The sequence below is a fragment of the Streptomyces thermoalcalitolerans genome (assembly GCF_039525155.1).
GTDB classification, from domain to species: Bacteria; Actinomycetota; Actinomycetes; order Streptomycetales; family Streptomycetaceae; genus Streptomyces; species Streptomyces thermovulgaris.
In genome coordinates this window covers 63409-78849 of record NZ_BAAAHG010000005.1, presented here as the reverse complement: position 1 = coordinate 78849, position 15441 = coordinate 63409, and the positions used below count along the sequence as shown (strand labels likewise).

Genomic DNA, 15441 nt, shown 5'->3' with positions numbered 1-15441 from the left:
CCTGCTCACACTCCCGTGGCGAGAAGGACGGCGGCGACCGCGAGGACGACGGTGCCGGCGAGCAGTGCGCTCACATAGGTCTGCACATTGCCGGTCTGGGCGCGCCGTACGGCGGCCCCGAGCAGCCGGGGTGCGGCGCCGGCGCCGCGTACGTAGGTCTCGACGACCTCGCGGTCGAGGAACCGGACGAGGCTCGCTCCGGCCCGAACCGGGCGGACGAAGAGGGCCGTGTACACGGCGTCGAGGTGGAAGCCGGCGGCCGCGTGGCGGTGCAGCGGTCCGAGCAGCAGCCGTCCGGGGTCGGCGGGGTCGGGTGCGTGGGCGACGCTCCCGTAGGCGGGTGCGTGGCCGGCGATGGCCTCGGCCTCGACAAGGCCGGCGTCGGCCGTCGGGTGGGCGGCGACGGCGCCGAGGGGGGTGCGGGCGGCGAGTGCGGCGGTGTACCGCCAGGCGCCGTAGGTGACGATGCCGCCGGCCAGGGCGAGGCCCGTGCCGAGGACGGAGGTGGTGAGCGTGGGGGCCAGGTCGCGGCCGTCGAACCAGGCGGGCAGGAGGCGGAAGGCGAAGCCGCCGAGGGCGAGGGACGGGACGGCGAGGACCCACAGGACGGCGTTCATGACGAGGGGCTGCCTGCCGTGGTCGGGGGCCTCGGTGCCCTGCCCGCGGAAGGCCCGCAGCCACAGGCGCATGGCGTAGGCGCCGGTGAGCAGGGCCGTGACGAGACCGGCGACGAGGACGGTCCAGCCCGCCGCGCCGGGAGCGTGCTCGGTGTGGCCGGAGGCGACGTGTTCGGCGGCGCCGAGGACGGACTCCTTGGAGAAGAAGCCGCTGAAGGGAGGGATCGCGGCGAGCGCGAGGAGGGCCACGGTCATCGCCCAGTAGGCGTCCGGGACACGGTCGCGCAGATGGCTCATGCGGGACATGGCGGCCAGCGAGTTGGTGCCGGAGGCGTGGATGATCACGCCGGCGGCGAGGAACAGCAGGGCCTTGAAGGCGCCGTGGGACAGGAGGTGGAAGACGGCGGCGCCGCGGTCGGCGACGGCGAGGGCCCCGGTCATGTAGCCGAGCTGGCTGATCGTCGAGTAGGCGAGGACGCGTTTGATGTCGTCCTGGGCGAGTGCGGCGAGTGCCGCGCCGGTCATCGTCACGGCGGCCATGACGGCGAGGACGGTCATCGCGGCCGTGGAGGCCTGGAAGACGGGAAGGAGCCGGGCGACGACGTAGACACCGGCGGCGACCATCGTCGCGGCGTGGATCAGCGCGGAGACGGGGGTGGGGCCCGCCATCGCGTCGGGGAGCCAGGTGTGCAGCGGGAACTGCGCCGACTTGCCCGCCACGCCGGCGAGGAGCAGCAGGGCGGTCACGGTCGGGTGGGGCAGTGCGCCGCTTGCGACGGTGGCGAGGATCTCGGTGATCCGGAAGGACCCGGCGGCGGTGCCGAGCGCGAACAGGCCGATCAGGAACGGCACGTCGCCGAGCTTGGTGACCAGGAAGGCCTTGAGGGAGGCGGCGCGGGCCTCGGGGGTCTCCCAGTAGTGGCCGACCAGGAAGTAGGAGCAGATGCCCATGACCTCCCAGCCGACCAGCAGCACGATCAGGTCGCCGGAGTAGACGACGAGGAGCATCGCGGCGGTGAACAGGGAGACGAGGGCGGCGTAGGAGGGGTAGCGCGGGTCGTCGCGCAGATAGCCCGTGGAGTAGATCTGCACACAGCCGGCGACGACGGTGACCAGCACGGCGACGAGCGCGGCGAAGCCGTCGATGTGCAGGGCGAGGTCGATGGGGACCGAGCCGGTGGGTGTGAGCTCGGTGGCGGCGTCGACGGCCGGGCCGCCGCCCTGGTCCGCGGCGACCAGCACGGTCAGGACGAGCGACGTGAGGGTCGGCAGGACGGCGATGGGGCGGACGTAGCCGGGGGCGGTGCGGCCGAGCAGCAGGCCGGCCACGGCACCGAGGAACGGCAGAAGGGGGGCGAGGACGGCGAGGGTGGTCGTGGTCACGCGGTGACCTCAGCCTTCTCGGCGGCCCGCGCTCTGGCGGCGGCGTCGCTGTCGGGGCCGTCGTCGTCGGGGCTCTCGGCGGCGTCGCGGAGCCGGTCGATGTCCGCGGTGCCGCGGTTGCGGTGAACGGCGAGGACGATCGCCAGGCCGATGCCGATCTCGGCGGCGGCGATGGTGATGGTGAACAGGGTCAGGGCCTGCCCGGAGTGCAGGGTCTCGGCCGCGGCCCTGCTGAGCCAGACGTCGAAGGCGACCAGGTTGAGGTTGACGGCGTTGAGCATGAGCTCGACGGACATCAGGACCAGGATCGCGTTGCGGCGGGCGAGGACCCCGTACAGGCCGGTGCAGAAGAGGAGGGCGGAGAGCACGGCGGGATAGGCGAGGTGCATCAGCGGCTCCCTTCCTTCGGGTCCTTCGCGTCCTTCGCATCCCGGTCGGTGCTCCGGCCGGCGCTCCGGTCGCCCTGGGCCTGCGGGGTCCGGGCGGCGGTGTCCGCCTTCGCCTTGCGGGACAGGACGATCGCGCCGACCAGGGCGGTCAGCAGGAGGACGGAGAGGGCCTCGAAGGGCAGCACCCAGTTCCGGAAAAGGCTCTCGCCGGTGACCTTCGTGGAGCCGGCGACGGCGCCGTCCAGGTCGATCCAGGTGGTGCGGAAGGCATCGACGACCACCCAGACCAGGGCGACCGCGGCGGCGACGGCCACGGTGAGGGCGACCCAGCGGTTGCCGGAGTCGGCGTCCGGGGAGCGGCCGATGGGGGCCTTGGTGAGCATCAGACCGAACAGGATGAGGACGACGACGGAACCGATGTAGATGAGGACCTGCACCCAGGCGATGAACTCGGCGGTGAGCAGGAGGTATTCGACGGCGAGACCGCCGAGGGCCACCACCAGCCACAGGGCGGCGTGCACCAGCTGCCGGGTGGTGACGGTGACGACGGCGGCGCCGAAGGTGACCAGGCCGACCAGGAGGAAGGCGATCTCGACCCCCGTCGGGGAGAGGAAGCCGGGACTTGCGGCGGCGATGCTGCTCACGTGTCCCCCTCCCGCGGCCCGGCCTGCCCGGTCCGCTCGTCCTGCCCGGGCTGTGCGATGTGCTCGGCCTGCGTGGCCTGCTCGGCCTGCTGCTGGGCAGCCAGCTTCTCGGCGGTCTTGCGGGCGGCGGCGACCTCCTTGGGTTCCTCCGCGCCGGGGTCCAGGGCGGGCGGGGCCGGCACGGTCCACATCCACTCGCGGAGCCTGTCCCGCTCGTGGGTGAGGTCACGGATGTCGGTTTCGGCGTACTCGAACTCCGGGGACCAGAACAGGGCGTCGAAAGGGCAGACCTCGACGCAGATGCCGCAGTACATGCACAAGGAGAAGTCGATGGCGAAGCGGTCGAGAACATTGCGGCTGCGTTCGCGGCCGCCGGGGGTCGCCGCCGGGATCGTCTCCTTGTGGGAGTCGATGTAGATGCACCAGTCCGGGCACTCGCGGGCGCACAGCATGCAGACCGTGCAGTTCTCCTCGAACAGGGCGATCACGCCGCGGGTGCGGGGCGGCAGCTCGGGCTGGGCGTCCGGGTACTGCTGGGTGACGGCCTTCCTCGTCATCGTGCGCAGGGTGACGGCCAGGCCCTTGGCGAGGCCGGAGCCCGGGATCGACGGACGGGACCGCTCGGAGGGCGTCGTCACGGGGCGGTGGTCGGGCGACGGGCGGGACGGCACTAGGAGATCACCACCTTGACGATGCCGGTGAGGGCGATCTGGGCGAGGGCGAGGGGGACGAGAACGGTCCAGGACAGCTTCTGCAGCTGGTCCTCGCGCAGACGGGGGTAGGTGACGCGCAGCCAGATGACGACGAAGGCGAGAACCGCGGTCTTCAGCAGGGTCCACAGCCAGCCGAGCCCGTCGGCGCCCCAGGGCCCGTGCCAGCCGCCCAGGAAGAGGACCGTGGTCAGACCGCACAGGACGACGATCCCGGCGTACTCGGCGAGGAGGAAGAGGGCGAAGCGCAGACCGGTGTACTCGGTGTACGCGCCGAAGACGATCTCCGAGTCGGCGACGGGCATGTCGAACGGCGGGCGCTGCAGTTCGGCGAGGCCGGCGACGAAGAAGACGATCGCACCGACGATCTGCCAGGGCAGCCACCACCACTGGAAGGACTCGACGATGCCCGGCAGGGAGACCGTGCCGGCCGCCATCGCCACGGAGGCGGCGGCGAGCAGCATGGGCAGTTCGTAGGCGAGGAGCTGGGCGGCGGTGCGCAGACCGCCGAGCAGGGAGAACTTGTTGGCGGAGGCCCACCCGGCCATGAGCGAGCCCAGGACGCCGACGCCCATCACGGCGAGCACGAAGAAGATGCCCGCGTCGAGGACCTGGCCGACGGCGCCCTCACCGGGGCCGAGCGGGATGGCGAGCAGCACCAGGAGGTACGGCAGCAGGGAGACGGCCGGGGCGAGCTGGAAGACGCGGCGGTCCGCGTCCGCCGGGACCACGTCCTCCTTCTGCGCGAACTTCACGCCGTCCGCGATGAGCTGGGCCCAGCCGTGGAAGCCGCCGGCGTACATGGGACCGAGGCGGCCCTGCATATGGGCCATCACCTTGTGCTCGGTCTGACCGACGATCAGGGGGAAGGTGAGGAAGACCGCGAAGACGACCAGGAGTCGCAGGGCGACCTCGACCGCGTCGTTCACCGCGGGCCTCCTTCGGAGTCGTCGGGGGTACCGGGCGTGTCAGGGGTGTCAGGGGTATCGGGGGTGCCGGCCTCGGGGGTGTCGGTTCGGGGAACATCGACCTTGGGGGCGTCGGCCTTGGGACCGTCGGCCTTGGAGGTGTCGTCCTCGGGCTTCCGCCCCGGCTCGTCCTCGGGCTTCCGCCCCGGCTCCGGCTCGGGCTCGTCGAATGCCGGCCGGGCGCGGTGCCAGGGGGCGTCCGAGCCGCGCGGGGCCGCGGGGGCCGCCGGGGTCCGCCGGCCCGTGTCCTGCGCACCTGCCGCACGCTGCGAGGCCGACCCCTCGGACGCACTCCGCATCCGACGGGGCCTTGCGGCCCCGGTCCGGCCCGCCGGTCCCTGGCCCGCCGGTCCCTGGTCTGTCGGTCCCTGGCCCGCCGCGGCCTGGGCCGCCGGATCCTCCTGGCCCGCGTCCTGCGCACCCGCCGCACGCTGCGAGGCCGACCCCTCGGACGCACTCCGCATCCGACGGGGCCTCGTGGGACCGCTCTGGCTCGCCGAGCCCTCCGCCGCCGTGCGGGTGCGCCGCACCGGACGGTCGCCCGCCGCACGGGCCGCGCCCCTTGCCGCACGGGCCGGTGCAGGCGGGAGCTGTCCCTTCAGCGGACCCCACTCGTTGGGGTCGGGGACGCCCGGGGGCAGCATCTGGCGGCGCTTGGGACCGCCGTGGTCCGACTCCCCCGGTTCCTTCGCCCCCGGCCAGGCCTTGGCGACACGGGCGGCCAGCACGAAGTCCTTGCGCAGGGGGTGGCCCTCGAAGTTCTCCGGCAGAAGGAGGTGCTCCAGGGCGGGGTGGCCCTCGAAGCGGACGCCGAACATCTCGTGCGTCTCGCGCTCGTGCCAGGCCGCGCCCGCGTAGACCTCGACCGCGGTCGGCAGCACCGGCGCCTCGTGCGGGACCGTCGTGCGCAGCAGCAGGCGCCGCACCGGGGCGAGGGCGACGACATGGGCCGAGACCCGCAGGCCCGTGCCCGGTTCGTCGACCGCGCTCAGCCAGTCGAAGTAGGTGCAGCCCAGCTCGTCGCGGGCGGTCAGCAGGGCGGGCACCCATGCGGTGGACGGTACGTCCACCGTCAGCACCTCGAAGGACTCCTCCGCCGTGGCCCCGGCGCCGAACAGTTCCTCGGCGGGCGCGGGCAGCCAGCCGACACCGCTCATCGTGCGTCCCCCTCACCGGTGGCACCGGCGGCACCAGCGGCTCCGGCGGTCGGCGGCTTCACCGGGCCGCTCCGCAGCGCCGCCGTCGAGGGGCGCGCCGCCCCGGTTCCGTACCGCTCCCCCAGCGACTCCCGCGCGATCTTCTCCTGGAGCTTCAGGATCCCCTGGAGCAGCGCCTCGGGACGCGGCGGGCAGCCGGGGACGTAGACGTCCACCGGGATGATCTGGTCGACGCCCTTGGTGACGGAGTACGAGTCCCAGTACGGGCCGCCGCAGTTGGAGCAGGCGCCGAAGGAGATGACGTACTTCGGCTCGGGCATCTGCTCGTACAGGCGCTTGATCGCCGGGGCCATCTTGTCCGTGACCGTGCCGGACACCACCATCAGGTCGGCCTGGCGCGGTCCGGGCGCGAACGGGATCACGCCGAGCCGGATGAAGTCGTGCCGGGACATCGACGCGGCGATGAACTCGATCGCACAGCAGGCGAGGCCGAAGTTGAAGACCCACAGCGAGTAGCGGCGGCCCCAGTTCAGGACGACCTTCATCGGCTCGGGAGCCAGCCGGGCGAGCGCGCCCAGCCTCCTCGGCTCCGGCAGCGGTACCGGTCGGGGGTTCACGTCCATGCCAGGACGCCCTTCTTGTACGCGTACAGCAGGCCCACGGCCAGGAAGCCGAGGAAGACGAACATCTCCACGAGCGTCGTCGCGCCGTAGCCGGGGGCGGCGAAGACCGTCGCCCAGGGGAAGAGGAAGATCGAGTCGATGGCGAAGATGACGTACAGGAAGGCGTAGACGTAGTAGCGGACCTGGGTGTGGGCCCAGCCCTCGCCGACGGGGTCGACCCCGCACTCGTACGTCATCAGCTTCTCCGGGGTGGGGACCACCGGGCGCAGCAGCCGGCCCGCGCCGAAGGCGGCGGCGACGAACAGCACGCCCACGGCGGCGAGCAGCCCGACGACCGCGTAGGACTGGAAGTAGTCCGCCGCGACGACGACGGTCGACCCCCGCACTGTCTCCGGCACCGTGCGTCCCTTCGTTCCCTGGCCGCTTCGGCCCTGTCCCCCGGCTCGGCGGCCCCGGTTCCCGTCCCCGGTCCGGCCGGCCCTGTCTCCTGCTCCTGTGTTCGGCGCTTCGTACCCACCGGAGTCTAGGCCCTGATAAAGAGACGGTAAGCAGGCGTGCACGCCAGGAGACGCGGGGGTGGGGTTTTCCCCCGCCGGGCAGGGCGGGGGCCCTCATGGCGCCGGCCCCCGTCCGCACGGCACGCTGGCCCGTATGACCGCACATTCCTCCACCGCCGGTTCGGCGGCGGCCGACGCCGAGGACCGTCTGCCTCCGCCTCGTCTCGCCTACGACCTGCCCACCTGGAAGGAGATCACGCATCTCCTGACGAATCTGCCGGTGTCGCTGTTCGGCTTCTGCTACGTGGCATCGGTGCTGCTCACCGGCATCACGATGACGCTGACCGTGATCGGCTTCCCGCTGCTGGCGGTGGGGCTGCTGGGCTCGCGGCAGCTGGGCAGGCTGGAGCGGGCACGGGCCAGGGCGCTGCTCGGGGTGCGGATCGAGGAGCCGAGTCCGCTGCCGCTGGGCCGCACCAAGGGGCTGCTCGACAAGCTGTGGCTGGTGCTGAAGGACCCGGTGGGCTGGCGCACGGCGCTGTACGACGTCATACGGCTGCCCTGGGGGGTGCTCACCTTCACGGTCACGCTGGTCTCGCTGTTCGTGCTGTGGCCGGTGCTGCCGTTTCTCGCGCGGGGCATGGCGAACGTGGACCGGGCCCTGGTGCGCGCCCTGCTCTCGCCCTCCGACGAGCTGGAGCGGCGGATCGCCGAACTGGAGTCCGACCGGGGGGTCGTGGTCGACACGGCCGCCGCCGATCTGCGGCGCATCGAGCGGGATCTGCACGACGGCGCACAGGCCCGGCTGGTCAACCTGGCCATGGGCCTCGGCCTGGCCAAGGAGAAGCTGGCGGAGGGGCAGGTCGACGAACAGGTCGCCGCGATGGTCGAGGAGGCCCACGGCGAGGTGAAGCTCGCGCTGCAGGAGCTGCGCGACCTGGCCCGCGGCATCCACCCCGCCGTCCTGACCGACCGCGGTCTGGACGCGGCCCTGTCCTCGGTCGCCTCGCGCTGCACCGTGCCGGTCGAGGTGACGGTCGAACTGGACTCCCGGCCGGCCCCGGCGATCGAGGGCATCGCCTACTTCACCGTCTCCGAGCTGCTGCAGAACGTCAGCAAGCACAGCAGGGCACGGTCCGCCGCCGTCGACGTGTGGCGGGCCGAGGACCGGCTGATGATCCAGGTCGTGGACGACGGGGTCGGCGGCGCCCGGTTGGACGGCGGGACGGGGATGCGCGGTCTGGCCGAACGGCTGGACGCGGTCGACGGCCTGTTCGTCGTCGACTCGCCGCCGGGCGGCCCGACGACGGTCACGGCGGAACTGCCGTGGCGGGACCGCACGGACGGCCCGGGCACGCCGGGCCGAGGAGCCCCCGGCAGGAGCGCCCCCGGCAGGAGGTAGGGAAAACCCCCCGTCCAAGACGCCGACGCGCTCCATGGTCCCGTCCCCCGCGGCCGAGCAGGGTGGAAGCACACGGCAAGGCAGCCGCGCGGGACGAGCCGCGGAGTCGGTACAGCAGCGCGACGCGGCACGGTGCGATCAGCAGTGCGGCACAGCGGCGGCAGGACAGAGGAGAACGGGACGACGCCGATGACCACCCAGTACGGATCGCGGTACGGACAGGAGTACGGGCTCCGCAGCGGGGACGGTGTGTACGACGGGGCCCCGGACCGGCGGCGGCACCTGCTGCCCGCCGGACTGCGGGCGCCGTTCGAGGCGCGCAGCCTGCGCGAGTTCGGGTATGTGCTGCTGAGCCTGCCGGTCGCCCTCGCGCTCTTCACGTACACCGTCACGATGCTGTCGCTGGGCCTGGGCCTGCTGGTGACGTTCCTCGGTGTCCCGGTGCTGGCCGCGACGCTGGCCGGCTGCCGTCTGTTCGGCGTTCTGGAGCGGTCGCGGGCGCGCGGTCTGCTCGGTCTGGAGGTGGCCGAGCCGGAGCCGCTGCGGACGAGGAAGCCGGGCGTCCTGGCCTGGACGGGGGCCCTGCTGAAGAGCGGCTCCTCCTGGCGGGCCCTGCTCTACGCCCTGCTGCAGTTCCCGTGGGCGGTGTTCTCCTTCTCGGTCGTGGTGCCCTTCTGGACGATGGGCTGGGCGCTGCTGACGTACCCGCTGTGGTTCTGGGCCTTCCCGCTGTGGGTCGGCCAGGACGGCATCCAGTTCTACGGTGACGGGCATCACGCCATCCACCTCGACAACCCGTTCGAGATCACGGCGACCGCGCTGGCGGGGCTGCTGATCACGCTGGCCACGCCGTGGATCGTGCGGGCGCTGACCACGGTGGACCGGGTGCTGGTGCACGGGCTGCTCGGGCCGTCGCGGCTGTCGGCACGGGTGGTGGAGCTGGAGTCGGACCGGGGGGTCGTGGTCGACACGGCCGCCGCCGATCTGCGGCGCATCGAGCGGGATCTGCACGACGGCGCACAGGCCCGGCTGGTCAATCTGGCCATGGGCCTCGGCCTGGCCAAGGAGAAGCTGGCGGAGGATCCGCAGGCGGCGGCACGGATGGTGGACGAGGCGCACGGCGAGGTGAAGATCGCGTTGCAGGAGCTGCGCGACCTGGCCCGCGGCATCCACCCCGCCGTCCTGACCGACCGCGGTCTGGACGCGGCCCTGTCCTCGGTCGCCTCGCGCTGCACCGTGCCGGTGCGGGTGGAGGTGGACCTGGCCGAGCGGCCGGCCCCGGCGATCGAGGGCATCGCCTACTTCACCGTCTCCGAGCTGCTGCAGAACATCAGCAAGCACAGCAAGGCGCGGTCCGCCTCGGTCGAGGTGTGGCGGATGGACGACCGGCTGCTGATCCAGGTCGTGGACGACGGGGTCGGCGGTGCGGACCCGTCCAAGGGCTCGGGCCTGGCGGGGCTGGCCGAGCGGCTGGACGCGGTGGACGGGGTCCTGGTCGTCGACTCACCGGCCGGCGGTCCCACCCGGGTGACGGCGGAGCTGCCCTGGCGGCGCTGAGCGCACCCCGGCCACATGCGGCACAGCACACCACGGCGCGTCATGGCGCCCCACGGCGTGGCACGACACCCGCCCATGAGCACACCCGGCTCCAAGTCCCCCCGAGGCGGCGTGCGCTGTGACGTGATGCACTCGGGGTGCCGGTGTCGATGTGCTGATCCGCTGATCTGCCGATGCGCTGGTGTGCTGATCCGCTGATGTGCCGGTCCGCCGGCGTACGGCCTTCCGGCCGCGGCCACCCGGCCGTGCCCGGAAGGCCGGAGCATGCCACCGAACACGCGGCCCCCATGCAGCCGAATACGTGGCCGATACGTGGCCGAATATATGGCCTCATATGCAGTCTTCCCCCGCTTCCCATGGCCCGGGCGCGCGGGCAGTCGCATGCTGGAATGCTGGACCATGTCGTATGCGTCGTATGCAACGACCGACGGACGACCGACGAACGGGGCTGTGGGGGGCCGAAGAGCGTGGAGAACAGGGTGCGGGTGGTCATCGCCGAGGACTCGGTGCTGCTCCGGGAGGGCCTGACCCGGCTGCTGACCGACCGCGGACACGAGGTCGTGGCCGGTGTGGGCGACGCCGAGGCGCTGGTCAAGACCATCACCGAGCTGCACGACCAGTCGGCGCTCCCCGATGTCGTCGTGGCGGACGTACGGATGCCGCCGACGCACACCGACGAGGGGGTGCGGGCCGCCGTCCAGCTGCGCAAGGCGTACCCGGAGCTGGGCGTGCTGGTGCTGTCGCAGTACGTGGAGGAACGGTACGCCACCGAGCTGCTGGCCGGCTCCAGCCGCGGGGTGGGCTATCTGCTCAAGGACCGGGTGGCCGAGGTCCGGGAGTTCGTGGACGCCGTGGTGCGGGTCGCCCGGGGCGGTACGGCCCTGGACCCGGAGGTGGTCGCCCAGCTGCTCGGACGCAGCCGCAAACAGGACGTGCTGGCCGGGCTCACCCCGCGGGAGCGGGAGGTGCTGGCCCTGATGGCCGAGGGCCGGACGAACTCGGCCATCGCCCGGCAGCTGGTGGTGAGCGACGGGGCGGTCGAGAAGCACGTCAGCAACATCTTCCTCAAGCTCGGACTGTCCCCGAGCGAGGGGGACCACCGGCGCGTTCTGGCCGTGCTCACCTACCTGAACTCATGATCGTCGGCCGCCGTGCCGCATACGCCGGTCCGTCTCAGCACGGCGTCCAGTATGCGAACGGTCCAGGGAAGGCGACCCTGACCGACGTAGGGTTGACTCCGGGAAGGTCTTCGGGAAGGCCGCTCCCACACAGCAGCCTCGAGGGAGGTCCAGTTCAGTGACCAGCCAGGTCAGCAGTCCGGCGGAGCAGGCCGACGGAGCCGTCGTAGGAGAACAGCGCAAGGCGGCGGGGACGAAGGACGTCCGCCGTCTGAACCGGGTGATCATCCGGTTCGCGGGCGACTCCGGCGACGGCATGCAGCTCACCGGCGACCGCTTCACCTCGGAGACGGCGGCCTTCGGCAACGACCTGTCGACCCTGCCGAACTTCCCGGCGGAGATCCGCGCCCCCGCCGGAACCCTGCCGGGTGTGTCCTCCTTCCAGCTGCACTTCGCCGACCACGACATCCTGACCCCCGGCGACGCGCCGAACGTGCTGGTCGCGATGAACCCGGCCGCGCTGAAGGCGAACATCGGCGATCTGCCGCGCGGCGCGGAGATCATCGTCAACACCGACGAGTTCACCAAGCGTGCGATGGCGAAGGTCGGCTACGAGTCCTCCCCCCTGGAGGACGGGTCGCTGGACGGCTACCACGTGCACCCGGTGCCGCTGACCACGCTGACGGTGGAGGCGCTGAAGGACTTCGACCTCTCCCGCAAGGAGGCCGAGCGCAGCAAGAACATGTTCGCGCTGGGCCTGCTGAGCTGGATGTACCACCGGCCCACCGAGGGCACCGAGAAGTTCCTGAGAAAGAAGTTCGCCAAGAAGCCGGAGATCGCGGAGGCGAACATCGCCGCCTTCCGGGCGGGCTGGAACTTCGGCGAGACGACGGAGGACTTCGCGGTCTCCTACGAGGTCGCCCCGGCCGCCAAGGCCTTCCCCGTCGGCACCTACCGGAACATCTCCGGGAACCTGGCCCTGGCCTACGGCCTGATCGCCGCCTCCCGGCAGGCGGACCTGCCGCTGTTCCTGGGCTCGTACCCGATCACCCCGGCCTCGGACATCCTGCACGAGCTGAGCAAGCACAAGAACTTCGGTGTGCGGACCTTCCAGGCCGAGGACGAGATCGCCGGCATCGGCGCCGCGCTCGGGGCCGCCTTCGGCGGCTCGCTCGCCGTCACCACGACCTCCGGTCCGGGCGTGGCCCTGAAGTCGGAGACCATCGGGCTCGCGGTGTCGCTGGAGCTGCCGCTGGTGATCGTCGACGTCCAGCGCGGCGGGCCGTCCACCGGCCTGCCGACCAAGACCGAGCAGGCCGACCTGCTGCAGGCGATGTACGGACGCAACGGCGAGGCCCCGGTTCCGGTGATCGCCCCCCGCTCCCCGGCCGACTGCTTCGACGCCGCCCTGGAGGCGGCCCGGATCGCGCTGACGTATCGCACGCCCGTCTTCCTGCTCTCCGACGGCTACCTGGCCAACGGCTCCGAGCCGTGGCGCATCCCCGAGCCGGACGAGCTGCCGGACCTCACCGTGCAGTTCGCGCAGGGCCCCAACCACACCCTGGACGACGGCACCGAGGTGTTCTGGCCGTACAAGCGGGACCCCCAGACCCTGGCCCGCCCGTGGGCGATCCCCGGCACACCGGGCCTGGAGCACCGCATCGGCGGCATCGAGAAGCAGGACGGCACCGGGAACATCTCCTACGACCCCGCCAACCACGACTTCATGGTCCGCATCCGGCAGGCCAAGGTCGACGGCATCGAGGTGCCGGACGTGGAGGTCGACGACCCGGACCAGGCACGCACGCTCGTGCTCGGCTGGGGCTCCACCTACGGCCCCATCACGGCCGCCGTACGCCGGCTGCGCGCGGCCGGGGAGTCCATCGCGCAGGTTCATCTGCGCCACCTCAACCCCTTCCCGCGCAACCTCGGCACGGTCCTGAAGCGTTACGACAAGGTGGTGGTCCCCGAGATGAACCTCGGACAGCTCGCCACGCTGGTGCGAGCGAAGTACCTGGTGGACGCGCAGTCGTACAACCAGGTCAACGGCATGCCGTTCAAGGCCGAACAGCTCGCCCAGGCTCTCAAGGAGGCCATTGATGGCTGAGACGTCCACGGAAGGCAGGGGCACGATCGAGGCGCTCTCCCTGGTGCCGAAGGCCGCGGCCAGGCAGTCCATGAAGGACTTCAAGTCCGACCAGGAAGTGCGCTGGTGCCCCGGCTGTGGCGACTACGCGATCCTCGCGGCCGTCCAGGGCTTCCTGCCGGAGCTGGGCATCGCCCGGGAGAACATCGTCTTCGTCTCCGGCATCGGCTGCTCCTCCCGCTTCCCGTACTACATGAACACCTACGGGATGCACTCCATCCACGGCCGTGCCCCCGCCATCGCCACCGGCCTGGCGACCTCGCGGCGCGATCTGAGCGTGTGGGTGGTGACCGGTGACGGCGACGCGCTGTCGATCGGCGGCAACCACCTGATCCACGCCCTGCGCCGCAATGTCAACCTCAAGATCCTGCTGTTCAACAACCGGATCTACGGTCTGACCAAGGGTCAGTACAGCCCGACCTCCGAGGTCGGCAAGATCACCAAGTCGACGCCGATGGGCTCGCTGGACGCGCCCTTCAACCCGGTCTCGCTGGCGATCGGCGCGGAGGCGTCCTTCGTGGCACGGACGATCGACTCCGACCGCAAGCACCTGACCGAGGTGCTGCGTGCGGCGGCCGCCCACCCCGGCGCCGCGCTGATCGAGATCTACCAGAACTGCAACATCTTCAACGACGGCGCCTTCGACGCCCTCAAGGACCGCCAGCAGGCCCAGGAGGCCCTGATCCGCCTGGAGCACGGGCAGCCGATCCGCTTCGGCGCGGACGGGGGACGCGGGGTCGTGCGCGATCCGGCGACCGGCGATCTGAAGGTCGTCGACGTCACCCCGGAGAACGAGTCCGAGGTCCTCGTCCACGACGCCCACGCGGCCTCGCCGACCACGGCCTTCGCGCTGTCCCGGCTGGCCGACCCGGACACCCTGCACCACACGCCGATCGGTGTGTTCCGCTCCGTCGACCGCCCGGTGTACGACACCGAGATGGCCGATCAGCTGGACCGGGCGGTCGAGCAGCGCGGCAAGGGAGACCTGGCGGCGCTGCTGGCCGGCGGGGACACCTGGACGGTCGTCGGCTGAGGACCCCCGGCACCGGCACCCCCGCGTGTCATGACCGTATTGCGATACGGGTATGACAGACGGGGGTGTCCGGCGTTACCTTCCTGTGGGCAGCGTCGCGTGCGGCCCCGCGTGCGGCGTCGTGGGCCGCGCGCACGCGGGCAGAGGCATCAGGGAGGACCGCTTGAGCGGGAAGCCGAGAGGTGAGCAGCGCATCGGCCTGCTGAACGGTATGGCCGCCTACGGGATATGGGGGCTCGTCCCCCTCTTCTGGCCGCTGCTCATACCCGCCGGGGCGGTGGAGATCCTCGCCCACCGCATGGTGTGGTCCCTCGTCTTCGTCGCCCTCACGCTGCTCGTCCTGCGCCGCTGGGCCTGGGCCGGCGCACTGCTGCGGCAGCCGCGCAGACTGGGCCTCGTCACGGCCGCCGCCGCGGTGATCACCGTCAACTGGGGCGTCTACATCTGGTCCGTGAACAACGGGCACGTCGTGGAGTCCTCCCTCGGGTACTTCATCAACCCGCTGGTCACCATCGCGATGGGCGTGCTGCTCCTGAAGGAACGGCTGCGGCCCGCGCAGTGGGCGGCGGTCCTCCTCAGTGCCGTCGCCGTCGTGGTGCTCACCGTCGGCTACGGCCGTCCGCCGTGGATCTCCCTCTGTCTGGCCTTCTCCTTCGCCACCTACGGCCTGGTGAAGAAGAAGGTCGCCCTCGACGGCGTCGAGTCGCTGGCCGCCGAGACCGCCGTCCAGTTCCTGCCCGCCCTCGCCTATCTGCTGTGGCTGAGCGCCCAGGGCCGCTCCACCTTCACCACCGAGGGCATCGGGCACACCGTCCTGCTCGCCTGCACGGGCCTCGTGACCGCCCTGCCCCTGGTCTGCTTCGGCGCCGCCGCGGTCCGGGTGCCGCTGTCCACCCTGGGGCTGTTGCAGTACCTGGCTCCGGTCACCCAGTTCCTGCTGGGCGTCCTGTACTTCCACGAGTCCATGCCGCCCGAGCGCTGGGCCGGGTTCGCGCTGGTCTGGCTGGCCCTGACCCTGCTGACCTGGGACGGACTGCGCACGGCCCGCCGGGCGGCGGCGCTCAGGGCGGCCCGGGCCGAAGCTCCCCGGACGGCGCCGGTGACGAACCCGGACCCGGCGTCGGCGGCGAACCCGGACCCGGCGTCGGCGGCGAACCCGGACCCGGTGGACGCGTAGACGTCACCGCCGGGGCCCAG

Annotated in this window: 14 protein-coding genes; 6 read left to right on the top strand and 8 right to left on the bottom strand. The window is 71.9% G+C overall.

All coding sequences use genetic code 11. The features are described from left to right. Positions 1-5: 5 nt before the first annotated feature. The 8 genes from ABD224_RS05200 to ABD224_RS05165 form a co-directional block, all read right to left on the bottom strand. Positions 6-2000, bottom strand: coding sequence for an NADH-quinone oxidoreductase subunit 5 family protein (locus ABD224_RS05200; protein ID WP_344047276.1), 1995 nt, complete (start codon positions 1998-2000; stop codon positions 6-8). After that, on the bottom strand, positions 1997-2389 hold the full coding sequence (gene nuoK / locus ABD224_RS05195) for an NADH-quinone oxidoreductase subunit NuoK (RefSeq protein WP_344047274.1): 393 nt from the start codon (positions 2387-2389) through the stop codon (positions 1997-1999). Before nuoK ends, ABD224_RS05200 begins: the two co-directional genes overlap by 4 nt. Beyond that, positions 2389-3033: an NADH-quinone oxidoreductase subunit J family protein gene (locus ABD224_RS05190; protein WP_344047271.1), complete on the bottom strand. Its 645-nt coding sequence runs from the start codon at positions 3031-3033 to the stop codon at positions 2389-2391. The genes nuoK and ABD224_RS05190 overlap by 1 nt, the downstream gene beginning before the upstream one ends. Beyond that, a complete protein-coding gene (locus ABD224_RS05185) occupies positions 3030-3590 on the bottom strand; it encodes a 4Fe-4S binding protein (protein WP_344047459.1) in 561 nt (186 codons plus the stop codon). The genes ABD224_RS05190 and ABD224_RS05185 overlap by 4 nt, the downstream gene beginning before the upstream one ends. Before the next feature lie 113 nt (positions 3591-3703). Next, positions 3704-4672 carry a complex I subunit 1/NuoH family protein gene (locus ABD224_RS05180; RefSeq protein WP_344047269.1) on the bottom strand — a complete coding sequence of 323 codons (969 nt, stop codon included), beginning with the start codon at positions 4670-4672 and terminating at the stop codon, positions 3704-3706. Then, the gene (locus tag ABD224_RS05175; RefSeq protein ID WP_344047267.1) at positions 4669-5868 is read right to left on the bottom strand and encodes an NADH-quinone oxidoreductase subunit C; all 1200 of its coding nucleotides are present in this window, start codon (positions 5866-5868) and stop codon (positions 4669-4671) included. The genes ABD224_RS05180 and ABD224_RS05175 overlap by 4 nt, the downstream gene beginning before the upstream one ends. Further along, entirely contained in the window at positions 5865-6491 is a 627-nt protein-coding gene (locus ABD224_RS05170; protein ID WP_344047265.1) for an NADH-quinone oxidoreductase subunit B, read from the bottom strand. Before ABD224_RS05170 ends, ABD224_RS05175 begins: the two co-directional genes overlap by 4 nt. Beyond that, a complete protein-coding gene (locus tag ABD224_RS05165; RefSeq protein ID WP_344047263.1) occupies positions 6482-6889 on the bottom strand; it encodes an NADH-quinone oxidoreductase subunit A in 408 nt (135 codons plus the stop codon). The genes ABD224_RS05170 and ABD224_RS05165 overlap by 10 nt, the downstream gene beginning before the upstream one ends. A gap of 253 nt (positions 6890-7142) precedes the next feature. Here ABD224_RS05165 and ABD224_RS05160 point away from each other — a divergent pair, with 253 nt between their 5' ends. The 6 genes from ABD224_RS05160 to rarD all read left to right on the top strand — a co-directional run bounded on the left by ABD224_RS05160 (position 7143) and on the right by rarD (position 15421). Then, a complete protein-coding gene (locus ABD224_RS05160) occupies positions 7143-8390 on the top strand; it encodes a sensor histidine kinase (protein WP_344047261.1) in 1248 nt (415 codons plus the stop codon). Positions 8391-8579: 189 nt separating this feature from the next. Next, complete coding sequence (locus tag ABD224_RS05155) at positions 8580-9947, top strand: sensor histidine kinase (RefSeq protein ID WP_344047259.1); 1368 nt, start codon at positions 8580-8582, stop codon at positions 9945-9947. A gap of 479 nt (positions 9948-10426) precedes the next feature. Then, positions 10427-11086 carry a LuxR C-terminal-related transcriptional regulator gene (locus tag ABD224_RS05150; protein ID WP_344047457.1) on the top strand — a complete coding sequence of 220 codons (660 nt, stop codon included), beginning with the start codon at positions 10427-10429 and terminating at the stop codon, positions 11084-11086. A gap of 157 nt (positions 11087-11243) precedes the next feature. Continuing rightward, on the top strand, positions 11244-13172 hold the full coding sequence (locus ABD224_RS05145) for a 2-oxoacid:acceptor oxidoreductase subunit alpha (protein WP_344047257.1): 1929 nt from the start codon (positions 11244-11246) through the stop codon (positions 13170-13172). Beyond that, positions 13165-14244 carry a 2-oxoacid:ferredoxin oxidoreductase subunit beta gene (locus ABD224_RS05140; protein WP_344047255.1) on the top strand — a complete coding sequence of 360 codons (1080 nt, stop codon included), beginning with the start codon at positions 13165-13167 and terminating at the stop codon, positions 14242-14244. Before ABD224_RS05145 ends, ABD224_RS05140 begins: the two co-directional genes overlap by 8 nt. A gap of 163 nt (positions 14245-14407) precedes the next feature. Beyond that, positions 14408-15421, top strand: a complete 1014-nt coding sequence (gene rarD / locus ABD224_RS05135) for an EamA family transporter RarD (RefSeq protein ID WP_344047253.1) — start codon at positions 14408-14410, stop codon at positions 15419-15421. The last annotated feature ends 20 nt before the right edge of the window (positions 15422-15441 follow it).

Excerpts from the sequence above, each read along its gene's own strand:
- nuoK (WP_344047274.1), bottom strand. The coding sequence starts at position 2,389 with ATGCACCTCGCCTATCCCGCCGTGCTCTCCGCCCTCCTCTTCTGCACC.
- ABD224_RS05185 (WP_344047459.1), bottom strand. The coding sequence starts at position 3,590 with ATGACGAGGAAGGCCGTCACCCAGCAGTACCCGGACGCCCAGCCCGAG.
- ABD224_RS05175 (WP_344047267.1), bottom strand. The coding sequence starts at position 5,868 with ATGAGCGGTGTCGGCTGGCTGCCCGCGCCCGCCGAGGAACTGTTCGGC.
- ABD224_RS05170 (WP_344047265.1), bottom strand. The coding sequence starts at position 6,491 with ATGGACGTGAACCCCCGACCGGTACCGCTGCCGGAGCCGAGGAGGCTG.
- ABD224_RS05160 (WP_344047261.1), top strand. The coding sequence starts at position 7,143 with ATGACCGCACATTCCTCCACCGCCGGTTCGGCGGCGGCCGACGCCGAG.
- ABD224_RS05155 (WP_344047259.1), top strand. The coding sequence starts at position 8,580 with ATGACCACCCAGTACGGATCGCGGTACGGACAGGAGTACGGGCTCCGC.
- ABD224_RS05140 (WP_344047255.1), top strand. The coding sequence starts at position 13,165 with ATGGCTGAGACGTCCACGGAAGGCAGGGGCACGATCGAGGCGCTCTCC.